This is a genomic window from uncultured Flavonifractor sp., assembly GCF_944387675.1.
Taxonomy (GTDB): domain Bacteria; phylum Bacillota; class Clostridia; order Oscillospirales; family Oscillospiraceae; genus Flavonifractor.
In genome coordinates this window covers 1-10,358 of record NZ_CALXFV010000076.1, presented here as the reverse complement: position 1 = coordinate 10,358, position 10,358 = coordinate 1, and the positions used below count along the sequence as shown (strand labels likewise).

General features: G+C 58.8%; 12 protein-coding genes and 1 pseudogene. 12 read left to right on the top strand and 1 reads right to left on the bottom strand.

The window, feature by feature from the left end; genetic code table 11:
• The 7 genes from Q0J74_RS08095 to Q0J74_RS08065 all read left to right on the top strand — a co-directional run.
• On the top strand, positions 1-303 hold a 303-nt coding region (locus tag Q0J74_RS08095; protein WP_297213077.1), incomplete at its 5' end, for an ATP-binding domain-containing protein.
• 94 nt (positions 304-397) lie between these two features.
• A complete protein-coding gene (locus tag Q0J74_RS08090; RefSeq protein WP_130871023.1) occupies positions 398-574 on the top strand; it encodes an Arc family DNA-binding protein in 177 nt (58 codons plus the stop codon).
• Entirely contained in the window at positions 571-1,227 is a 657-nt protein-coding gene (locus Q0J74_RS08085; RefSeq protein ID WP_297213074.1) for a ComF family protein, read from the top strand. The genes Q0J74_RS08090 and Q0J74_RS08085 overlap by 4 nt, the downstream gene beginning before the upstream one ends.
• Positions 1,228-1,355: 128 nt before the next feature.
• A complete protein-coding gene (gene mreB, locus Q0J74_RS08080) occupies positions 1,356-2,378 on the top strand; it encodes a rod shape-determining protein (protein ID WP_007494905.1) in 1,023 nt (340 codons plus the stop codon).
• A 134-nt stretch (positions 2,379-2,512) separates the two neighbouring features.
• Positions 2,513-3,424, top strand: coding sequence for a transketolase (locus Q0J74_RS08075; protein WP_297213072.1), 912 nt, complete (start codon positions 2,513-2,515; stop codon positions 3,422-3,424).
• A gap of 3 nt (positions 3,425-3,427) precedes the next feature.
• A complete protein-coding gene (locus tag Q0J74_RS08070) occupies positions 3,428-4,375 on the top strand; it encodes a transketolase family protein (protein ID WP_297213070.1) in 948 nt (315 codons plus the stop codon).
• A complete protein-coding gene (locus Q0J74_RS08065) occupies positions 4,372-5,199 on the top strand; it encodes a Cof-type HAD-IIB family hydrolase (protein WP_297213069.1) in 828 nt (275 codons plus the stop codon). Before Q0J74_RS08070 ends, Q0J74_RS08065 begins: the two co-directional genes overlap by 4 nt.
• 21 nt (positions 5,200-5,220) lie before the next feature.
• Here Q0J74_RS08065 and Q0J74_RS08060 read toward each other — a convergent pair whose 3' ends face one another.
• Complete coding sequence (locus Q0J74_RS08060) at positions 5,221-6,546, bottom strand: MATE family efflux transporter (protein ID WP_297213079.1); 1,326 nt, start codon at positions 6,544-6,546, stop codon at positions 5,221-5,223.
• Positions 6,547-6,630: 84 nt separating this feature from the next.
• Between Q0J74_RS08060 and Q0J74_RS08055 the strand changes: the two genes are divergently transcribed.
• From Q0J74_RS08055 to Q0J74_RS08035, 5 genes and pseudogenes are all read left to right on the top strand, one after another.
• Positions 6,631-7,440: a MerR family transcriptional regulator gene (locus tag Q0J74_RS08055; protein ID WP_297213067.1), complete on the top strand. Its 810-nt coding sequence runs from the start codon at positions 6,631-6,633 to the stop codon at positions 7,438-7,440.
• Between the two features lie 44 nt (positions 7,441-7,484).
• A pseudogene (locus Q0J74_RS08050) lies at positions 7,485-7,682 on the top strand (RNA polymerase subunit sigma-70); the annotation flags it as partial.
• A gap of 331 nt (positions 7,683-8,013) precedes the next feature.
• On the top strand, positions 8,014-8,442 hold the full coding sequence (locus Q0J74_RS08045) for a replication initiator protein A (protein WP_297213063.1): 429 nt from the start codon (positions 8,014-8,016) through the stop codon (positions 8,440-8,442).
• Positions 8,443-8,687: 245 nt separating this feature from the next.
• Complete coding sequence (locus tag Q0J74_RS08040) at positions 8,688-9,497, top strand: ParA family protein (RefSeq protein WP_297213061.1); 810 nt, start codon at positions 8,688-8,690, stop codon at positions 9,495-9,497.
• A partial coding sequence (locus Q0J74_RS08035; RefSeq protein ID WP_297213058.1) for a ParB/RepB/Spo0J family partition protein occupies positions 9,454-10,358 on the top strand: 905 nt, incomplete at its 3' end. The genes Q0J74_RS08040 and Q0J74_RS08035, both read left to right, overlap by 44 nt.

Sequence of the window (10,358 nt, the reverse complement as noted above, 5' to 3'; positions counted from 1 at the left end):
ACGGTGGATTTCGAGGGCCGGCAGGTGGAATATACCCCGGATATGCTGGGAGAGCTGGAGCCGGCCTATGCCATTACCGTCCACAAGGCCCAGGGCAGTGAGTACCGGGCGGTGATTTTGGCGGTGAGCGGCGGGCCGCCCATCCTGCTCACCCGGGGGGTGCTGTATACCGCCATCACCCGGGCCAGGGAGCTGCTTATCCTAGTGGGGGATGAGGAAGTGGTGGCAGCCATGACCGCCAATGACCGCCAGCAGCGGCGCTATTCCGGCCTGCGGTGGCGTTTGGTGCAGATGGCGGAGTAAGATAAATTTTATGCCGTAAAAATGCACTAAGAATAAACTCAATTTGCAGTACGCAGGATATGCTTTGCTTACCAAAGAGCAGGAGGCAAAGCATATGGGCAAGACCAATCATCTCAGCATCCGCACGGACAAGGAACTCCACGATAAGCTGCAATATGTGGCGGCTTATGAGGGGCGTTCCATGAGCGGGCAGATCCTGTATTTGATCCAGAGCTGCATCCGGAGCTTTGAACAGGAGAACGGCCCCATTCCAGTGGGGGACGAAAAATGAGCGGGGCGGCGGCAAAGCTACTGGACCTGCTGTTCCCGCCCAAGTGTGTGTTCTGCGGCAAGATTTTGCCCGCGGGGGCAAAGCATCTGTGTCCCGTCTGCCAGAGGCAGCTGCCCTGGCTGGAAGGGGCGGCGGCGGAGCAGAAGGGGGAGTTCTTCTCCCTGTGCGTCTCTCCCCTGCGGTACCAGGACAAGGTGCGGGATTCCATCCGGCGGTACAAGTTTCAGGGGCGGAGGGGCTACCACAAGGCCTATGGGATGCTGGTGGCCCAGTGTGTCAAGGATCATCTGGCGGGGAAATATGATCTGATTACCTGGGTTCCCCTCTCCGACAAGCGGAAGAAGGAGCGGGGGTATGACCAGGCCTTTCTGCTGGCCAGCGCCGCGGCGCTGGAGCTGGGGGATGTGGCGGTGGAGAGCCTGCGGAAGGGACGGGACACTGCGGCTCAGTCCGGGCTGGAAGGGGAGGCGGAGCGCCGGGCTAACGTACTGGGCGCCTACACTCCTGTGGATCCGGAGCTGGTGGCGGGCAAACGGGTGCTGCTCATTGACGATGTGGTGACCACCGGCTCCACCCTGTCCGAGTGCGCCCGAACCCTGCGCTCCATGGGCGCGGCGGAGGTGCTATGTGCCACCCTTGCCCGAGCCAGGTGAGAAACTTTCCGAAAATTCAGGGAAAATGACGTTGAAAAGGGAAGCGTACTTTTGTATAATGTAGGAGATTATCCATGAAATTTTGGGATAAACTAAAAAGAAAGTTATCAAGACTTCGAGGTGCTGGTATGTTCAGTAAAGATATCGGTATCGACCTGGGTACGGCTTCTATCCTGGTCTATGTAAAGGGCAAGGGCGTGGTGCTGCGGGAGCCCTCCGTGGTGGCCATTGACAAAAATACAGGCAAGCTGCTCAAGGTGGGGACGGAGGCCCAGCAGATGCTGGGGCGTACCCCTGGAAACATTGTGGCCATCCGCCCCCTGAGGGAGGGCGTCATCTCCGACTACGACATGACCGAGCGGATGCTGAAGGAGTTTATCCGCAAGGTCACCTCTTTCCGGCTGTTCAAACCCCGGATTGTGATCTGCGTCCCCTCCGGTATTACCGAGGTGGAGGAGCGCGCGGTCATCGACGCGGGCATCCAGGCCGGTGCCCGGCGGGTATACCTCATTGAGGAGCCGGTGGCCGCCGCCATCGGCGCGGGCATCGACATCGCCAAGCCCGACGGCCACATGATTGTGGACATCGGCGGCGGCACTACCGACATCGCCGTTATCTCCCTGTCCGGCATTGTGGAGTCCACTTCCATCAAGATCGCCGGCGACCAGTTTGACGAGGCTATTGTGAAGTACATCCGCCGCAAGCACAACGTGCTCATCGGCGAGCGCACGGCGGAGGAGCTGAAGATGCAGATCGGCTGCGTCTTCCCCCGTCCCGAGGAGCAGACGGTGGAGATCAAGGGCCGCTGCCTGATGACCGGTCTGCCCCGGGTATTCTCCGTGTCCTCCAGCGAGATGATTGAGGCCTTTGAGGAGGTTTCCACCCGGATTCTGGAGGCCATCCACGGCGTGCTGGAGCGCACGCCTCCCGAACTGGTGGCGGACATCTCCACCAACGGCATCTGCATGACCGGCGGCGGCAGTCTGGTTTGGGGCTTTGACAAACTCATCGAGTCCCACACCGGCATTGAGACTCATGTGGCCGACGACGCCATCTCCTGCGTGGCCTACGGCACCGGCAAGAGCCTGGACGATGTGGACAGCATGCAGGACGGCACCATTAATCTGTCCCGGCGCAAGCAAATGAACTGAATGCCCAAAGTCCCCGACATCCGCCGGGGACTTTTTTTCTCTTTAAGATAGTTGAAACGGGGAGTTTGGTACGGTATACTGGAGTTAAAGAAAGCAGGCCCAAGGGCCGATGCTGAAATGGAAAGGTGAATCGGATGGAACAGACAAAGGTCCAGACCATGGCCGTCACGGCGGCCCGGGGACGGCTGCTGGCCATGGATATGGTGCATGCCGCGGCTTCCGGGCATATCGGTGGCTCCCTGTCCGCCATGGACATGATTACCATGCTCTACTTCCACGTGATGCGGGTGGACCCCGCCAACCCCAGGGACCCGGACCGGGACCGCTTTGTACTCTCCAAGGGCCACTGTACCCCCGCTCTCTACCCCATACTGGCCATGCGCGGCTTTTTCCCCGTGGAAGAGCTGTCCATGTTCCGCCGCATTGACGGGAATATGTCCGGTCACGCCGAGATGAATCTGGTAAAGGGCGTGGATATGTCCACCGGCTCCCTGGGGCAGGGCATCTCCGCCGCTGTGGGCATGGCCCTGGCAGGCAAGGGAGACGGGAAGGACTACCGGGTGTACGCCATGCTGGGAGACGGTGAGATTGAGGAGGGCCAGGTGTGGGAGGCGGCCATGGCCGCCGCCAAGTACCATCTGGACAACCTGTGCGCCATTGTGGATGTGAATGGGCTGCAAATTGACGGCGCTACTGCCGACGTAATGCCCTCCGAGCCCCTGGACAAGAAGTTTGAGTCCTTCAACTGGAACGTGATCCGCGTGGACGGCCACGACTTCAACGCCCTGGAGGCCGCCTTTGCCGCGGCCGCCGCCTGCAAGGACAAGCCCACCGTCCTGCTGGCAAAGACCGTCAAGGGCAAGGGTGTCTCCTTCATGGAGAATGACTACGGCTGGCACGGCAAGGCCCCCAACGACGAGCAGTACGCCGTGGCCCATGGGGAATTGCTCCGGGGCCTGATGGGGCGGATGGAGCAGGCCGGCCTGCCGGTGTCTGAGCAGACCGCCCTTGCCTACGGCGTGCTCAGCGACAAGGAGGGAGTGTAAGCCATGAGTGAGAAAATCGCCACCCGGGTGGCTTACGGAAAGATGCTGGCGGAATTGGGGGCGCAGTATCCCAACCTGGTGGTGCTGGACGCCGACCTGTCCGGTTCCACCCAGAGCCAGTATTTTGCCAAGGCCTTCCCCGACCGCTTTTACAACATGGGCATTGCCGAGGCCAATATGACCGGCGTGGCCGCCGGCCTGGCCGCCTGCGGCAAGCAGGCCTTTACCAACACCTTTGCCATGTTCGCCACCGGCCGCGCCTATGAGCAGGTGCGCAATTCAGTGGCCTATCCCCGGCTCAACGTGAAGATTGTGGGTTCCCACGGCGGCCTGTCGGTGGGGGAGGACGGGGCCACCCATCAGTGCATTGAGGACTATGCCCTTATGCGGGCGATCCCCAATATGATGGTGGTCTCCCCCTGCGATGGGCCGGAGATGCGTCTGGCGGTACGCGCCCTGCTGGACTATGACGGTCCCGCCTATATGCGTTTGGGCCGCCTGGCAGTGGACAGCGTCACCGATGAAATCCCCGGTTACACCTTCCAACTGGGCAAGGGGACCGTACTCCGGGACGGCGGCGACGTGACGGTAATTGCCACCGGCATGATGGTGCAGATGGCCTACGCCGCCGCCCAGACCTTGGGGGAGGAGGGCATCTCGGTCCGGGTGATTGACATGCACACCATCAAGCCCCTGGACCATGAGCTGGTGCTCAAGGCCGCTCTGGAGACCCGGTGCATCGTCACCAGTGAGGAACACACCGTCATCGGCGGCCTGGGCTCGGCTGTGGCGGAGTTTTTGTCTGAGCACTGTCCGGTGCCGGTGGTGCGCCACGGGGTCTATGACGAGTTTGGCCGCTCCGGCGAGGCAAAGGCGGTGCTCAAGGCCTTCGGCCTCACCCCAGAGGGCATTGCCGACAAGGTGCGCCAGGCCCTGAAGCTGAAACGATGAGTGATATCCGGCTTATCTGTCTGGATATGGACGGTACCCTGCTGGACGACGACCACGCCACCGTACCTGTCCGCAATGCCTCCGCCCTCCGGGCGGCGGCGGAGCGGGGGGCGGCCACTGTAATCTCCAGCGGTCGGGCCTGGGACCTACTGCGGGAGGTGGACGCCCAGTTGGGAGTGACGAGGTATGCCGTCCTCTCCAACGGAGCGTCGGTGCTGGATGTGACTGGCCGGGAGTGGATCTACCGCAATTGCCTGCCGGACACGGTGCGCGTCCCCCTGATTGAATTGCTGCTGGACTGGGGCGTACCCTTTGAGGTGTACTGCCAGGGCAAGAATTTCATCCCTCTGGCCCGGAAGGAACAGGTGCTGGCCAGCGCCTTTACCAGCCAGTTCCGGCGGATTTTGGCCACCTATTCCCAGTTCCCGGCGGAACTTAACCAGGCGCTGCCGGCGGAAACGGTGGAAAAAATCCACGTTTTCTCCGTCCCGCCCCAGCGGCGGGAGGAACTGATGGAGCGGGCGCTGGCCTGGGGTCCCCTGTCCATCACCAGCTCCTTTCAGAACAACATGGAGTTTACCGCTCCCGGGGTGAATAAAGGAACCGCGGTGCAGGCCCTGTGTACCAGGCTGGGCCTGGGACCGGAGCAGGTAATGGCCTTCGGGGATGCGGGCAACGATCTGGAGCTGCTCCGTTGGGCGGAGTGGTCCTTTGCCATGGCCAACGCCACGGCGGAGGCCAAGGCCGCTGCCCGCTATCTCACCGGGAGTAACCGGGAGGCCGGCGTGGCCATGGCGGTGGAGCGATATCTGCTGAACAGGTAGCAAAAGCGGCGCATGATCCGGTCATGCGCCGCTTTCTTCACAGGCCGTTTCCGGTTCCTTTACTTTACGGAAATACCACAGCAGGAAGATGACAGTAAAGATCAGGCACAGACCCTCCGAGACCAGAGGGGAGAGCCAAATGCCTGTTTCCCCGAACAGGGAGGACAGGGCCACCAGGCACCCGGAGATGAGCACCAGGCTCCGCCCGAAGGAGATGGTGAGGGCGGGAACCGGATGCTCCATGGCGGTGAAGAAGCCGGAGACCACCACGTTGAAGCCCATCACCAGGAAGGACAGGGAGTAGAGCCGCAGGGCGCTGGCGGTGTAGCCGAACAGCGGGTCTCCCGCATCCAGGAACAGCCCCACGATGGGCCCGGCAAACAGCTGGCAGATCAGGAAGAAGCCCAGGCCGGCAACCGCCACCAGCCGCACGCCGTAGGTGAGGAACCGGTGGCACATGGGCCGCTCGCCTGCCCCCAGGTGGAAGCTGGAGAGAGGCTGGATGCCGTGGGCGGTGCCGATCATGGTCATGAGCACCAGGGTGTTCACGTAGCTGATGATCGTATAGGAGGTAAGGGCTGCATCTCCGATGACAGACAGGATGATCTGATTGAACAGGAAGATCACAAAGCCGTTGGAGAACTCGCTGAGGCCGTCGGATACACCCAGGGGGATGATCCGCCGGTAGGCGCCCAGATCCCACTTGAATTTCCCGAACCGCAGAGGCTCCCGGTGGGTCAGGAAGTAGACTACGAATACGATAGTGGAGGTGACCTGGGACAGACCGGTGGCCAGGGCGGCGCCCCACACTCCCCAGTGGAAGTGCATCACGAACACATAGTCCAGCACCACGTTCATAATGGCGCAGGAGATTACGCCGATGGTGCTGACGTGGGGGGCGCCGTCAGCTTTTACCTGCACCTCCAGATTGTAGGACACCGTGAAGAACACGGTGAAGCAGGAGATGATTCCCACATACTCCTTCACCAGGGGCAGCAGGTCCCCGCTGGCGCCCAGAAATACAGCCACCCGCTCCAGATTGAGGAGCACCGCCACCGACAGGGCCAGGGAGAGCACGATGACCACGAACAGGTTCTGGTTAAAGTAGTTGCGCGCCTTCTCCACATCTTTTTGCCCCAACGCCAGGGACAGAACAGTGGAGGTGCCGGTGGCCAGCAGGATACCGATGGTGAACACCAGGGACACGAAAGGCATGGACAGGTTCACCGCGCCCAGAGCGTGGCTGCCCACCCCGTGGGCCACAAAGATGCCATCCACCATGGTATACAGGGAGAAGATCCACATGGAGACGATGGACGGGATGGTGAATTTGAAAAATTTACGCACTAAGTTCAAGGGCAAAACCTCCTCTTGTTGTATCTATCATAAACCCTCGTACTATCCGAAAGTCAAGGGCGGGAGGCAAAAAAATTGAAAGAGTATTATCAGATCCACGAATTGGCCAAATTGTTCGATCTCTGCCCCGATACCCTGCGCTATTACGAGGAAAAGGGGCTGCTCCACCCTGACCGGGGGGAGAACCGTTATCGGAAATACGGCATCCAGGACATCTGCACCCTGAACATCATCCGTTCCCTCCGGGGACTGGACCTGCCTACCGGGGAAATCCGGGGCTATCTGGAGCGGCGTAGCGTGGGGGAAACGCTTGCTCTGCTGGACCGGGAGGAGGAACTGCTCCGCCGCCGGATGGCGGAGCTGGAAGAAGCCTGCCGGGAGGCGGCGGAGCGCCGGGTGCGGCTGGAGCGCTACCGCGCGGTGGAGGCCGGGCAGGTGGAGTTTCTCCAGGAGCCGGAACGGCCTTATGTGTTTCTGGAAAAGGATTTTATCCTGGAGAAAGAGGTGGACTTCCAGCTCAAACGGCTGGAACAGCGCCACCAGGACTATATCCAGGTCATCGGCAGCCAGTGCATGGGTGCGGCAGTGGATGAGACCAGCCTGAAAAAGGGGATTTATAATCACTATTCCCGGGTGTTTTTTCTCACCCACCCTGGTCTGCCCTGTGACGACACCCTGCCCGCCGGGGTATATGCCCGGCTATACTACCGGGGCGGGTACGACCGGCTTAAGGAGCATTTGGATACCCTGCTGGCCGGTGTTGAGGCCGGCGGACACCGGCCGGTGGGAGCTCCGCTGGAGCTCTACCGCATTGACGCCCACGACACCAACCGGGAGGAGGAGTATGTCACCGAGCTGCAGCTGCGGGTGACGCCCGCCGTATAGGGACAAACCATGTCGGAATACAGTGGGACCAGGAGGTGTGACCTATGTTTCCAGCCTGGATCCTGCTGACACTCAACCACCTGATTTTTACCCTCCGGCTCTCCGGCGGGGGCGGAGGCTCCTTTCCCCGCCCGCTGAAAGCGGAGGAGGAGCGGAAATATCTGGAGCTGGCCGCCCAGGGGGATCTGGAGGCCCGGAACAAACTCATTGAGCACAACCTGCGCCTGGTGGCCCATATCATTAATAACGGTTAAAGCAAAGGACCAATCCGGGCAGAACAGCGGGACAAAACTGCTGTCAGGCTCTGTACGGGTGGATGGGTATAACCGGCATTTGGACATCCTCTATGAGGCCAGAATCTTGTTGTCTGCATGATCCAAAGCCGGAGATGCCTCGGTACATGATATGTGGACAAGCACTGGAATCCATTGTGGCATACATCGCTCACTACATCAATCACGGCAGCACGTCTGCTTGAGCGATGAACTTCAAATCAAATATATCAGTATCATATCATTTGTTGAAGGAGAGCGTTTTGAATACGCTCTCCTTTTTTGATAGGGGGTGATCGTTATGGCTTCTGTGGAACTTTCCTATTATTACGGTTATGAAGCAGAACAGTTCTCATTTTACCGCATCCCCAAGCTACTCTTTACAGACAATCGGTTTGCTGGCATATCGACAGATGCCAAGCTGCTCTATGGCATCCTGCTTGACCGTATGAGCCTATCCATGAAGAACGGCTGGCACGACGACCAGGGCCGGGTATATATCATATTTACCCTGGATGACGTTACGGAGACGCTTGGGTACAAGGCGGAGAAGGCAATCAAGCTGTTCAATGAATTGGATACCAAGAAAGGAGTTGGTCTGATTGAACGGGTACGGCAAGGCCAAGGACGGGCCTCCCTGATCTACGTCAAAAACTTCGCCGGAGAAAAGCAGACTTCTGAAAAACCGAAATCAAGACCTCGGAAAAACCGAGGTCAAGACTTCGGATAATCGAAGGTCAAGACTTCGGAAAAACCGAAATCAAGACTTCTGAGAAACAGAAATCAAGGCTTCTGAGAAACAGAACTCTAGACCTCGGAAAATCGGAGGTCAAGACTTCGGAAAAACCGAGGGTAATAAGACTGAGTATAGTGATACTGACTGGAGTAAGAAAAGATTACTTACCGACAAAAGAATAATGGCGGCCCCCCTCTTTTTTGGGGGGCAGGCTGACAATCGAAACGGAGGTGTTATAAATGCACACAATCGCACTGGCCAATCAAAAAGGCGGCGTCGGCAAGACCACCACGGCGGCAAGTCTGGCCATTGGTCTTTCCCGGCAAGGTAAAAAAGTTCTTCTGGTTGATGCAGACGCTCAGGGCAATCTTACCCAGCTTCTCGGCTGGGAGCAGCCGGACGAGCTGAACCCCACTCTGGCAACGGTCATGGGGAAAATCATCACCGATCAGCCCATTGATCCCCACGATGGTATTCTGCACCATCAGGATGGTGTGGATCTGATGCCTGCCAATATCGAGCTGTCCGCCACCGAGGTAACGCTGGTCAATACCATGAGCAGGGAAACGATCTTGCGGCAATATCTCTCCACTGTCCAGAAGGACTACGACTATACCATCGTGGACTGTATGCCTTCCCTAGGGATGCTGACCATCAACGCACTGACAGCGGCCAACACCGTCATCGTCCCTGTGCAGGCCCACTACCTGCCCGCCAAGGGCCTGGAGCAGCTTCTCAAGACGGTCATGCGGGTAAAACGTCAGCTGAATCCCGGCCTGGAAATTGGCGGCATCGTGATGACGATGGTTGACAGCCGCACTACTCTTTCCCGTGGCGTGATTGAGCAAATCCGGGTAGCCTACGGAGGCAGGGTCTTTCGCAGCGAAATTCCCCGTTCTATCCGTGCCGCCGAAATCAGCCTGGAGCATAAAAACATTTTTGAGCATGATAAGGACGGGCGGGTTGCGAGAGCCTATGAATCTTTTACCAGGGAGGTGATGAACCTTGGCAGGCAACGTCAAAAACATGGGCCTGACCTCACTCGATGATCTGTTCAAGAGTGAGCAGGAACGGCAGCAGGACACCCACGAGCGCATCCTGAACATACCCGTCGGTGAGATCTACCCCTATGCCAGACAGCCATACTCCATCAAGCGGCCCACGCCGGATCTGGTTCGGCTGATGGACAGCATCGAGCAGGTGGGGGTTGCGGAGCCGCTGATCGTGCGTCCCCGCACGGAGGGCGGCTACGAGATCATCTCTGGCCATCGCCGTGACTATTGCGCCAGGACGGTGGGGCTGGAAAGCCTGCCGGTTATCGTTCGGGAGTACACGGACGATGAGGCTGACATTCTGGTGGTGGATTATAACATCACCCGTGAGGACTTGCTGCCCAGTGAAAAAGCCAAGGCGTACAGTTTGAAGCTGGAGGCCATGAAGCGGCAGGCCGGACGGCCACAAAAAAATTGTACCCAAGTTGGAGACAATTTTCGTGGAAGAAGATCGGTGCATATTCTGGGTGAGCAAGTTGGTGAAAGCGCAACCCAAATACAGCGGTATGTAAATCTAACAAAGCTGATCCCTCCCCTGCTGGAGCAGGTGGACAATGGGTTTTTGAAGGTCACGCCCGCAGCAGACTACATTTCCCATCTGAGCGAAAAAGAGCAGACTGCCCTGTTGGTCATCATGGAACGGGACGAGGTTTCCCCCAGCCTGGGACAGGCCAAACGGCTTAAAGAACTGAGTGAGGAGGGCAAGCTGGATGCCAATGTCATGGATGTGCTTCTTCGGGAGGACAAGGCCCTGGCCCGGAAAGTGACCTTGAAAAATGACCGCCTGCAAAAATACTTCCCGCCCAGCTATACCCCCAAGCAGATGGAAGAAGTGATTATCCGGCTCCTGGATCAGTG

Coding starts and splice junctions, on each gene's coding strand:
- Q0J74_RS08090 (WP_130871023.1), top strand. CDS start 398: ATGGGCAAGACCAATCATCTCAGCATCCGCACGGACAAGGAACTCCAC.
- Q0J74_RS08085 (WP_297213074.1), top strand. CDS start 571: ATGAGCGGGGCGGCGGCAAAGCTACTGGACCTGCTGTTCCCGCCCAAG.
- mreB (WP_007494905.1), top strand. CDS start 1,356: ATGTTCAGTAAAGATATCGGTATCGACCTGGGTACGGCTTCTATCCTG.
- Q0J74_RS08075 (WP_297213072.1), top strand. CDS start 2,513: ATGGAACAGACAAAGGTCCAGACCATGGCCGTCACGGCGGCCCGGGGA.
- Q0J74_RS08070 (WP_297213070.1), top strand. CDS start 3,428: ATGAGTGAGAAAATCGCCACCCGGGTGGCTTACGGAAAGATGCTGGCG.
- Q0J74_RS08065 (WP_297213069.1), top strand. CDS start 4,372: ATGAGTGATATCCGGCTTATCTGTCTGGATATGGACGGTACCCTGCTG.
- Q0J74_RS08045 (WP_297213063.1), top strand. CDS start 8,014: ATGGCTTCTGTGGAACTTTCCTATTATTACGGTTATGAAGCAGAACAG.
- Q0J74_RS08040 (WP_297213061.1), top strand. CDS start 8,688: ATGCACACAATCGCACTGGCCAATCAAAAAGGCGGCGTCGGCAAGACC.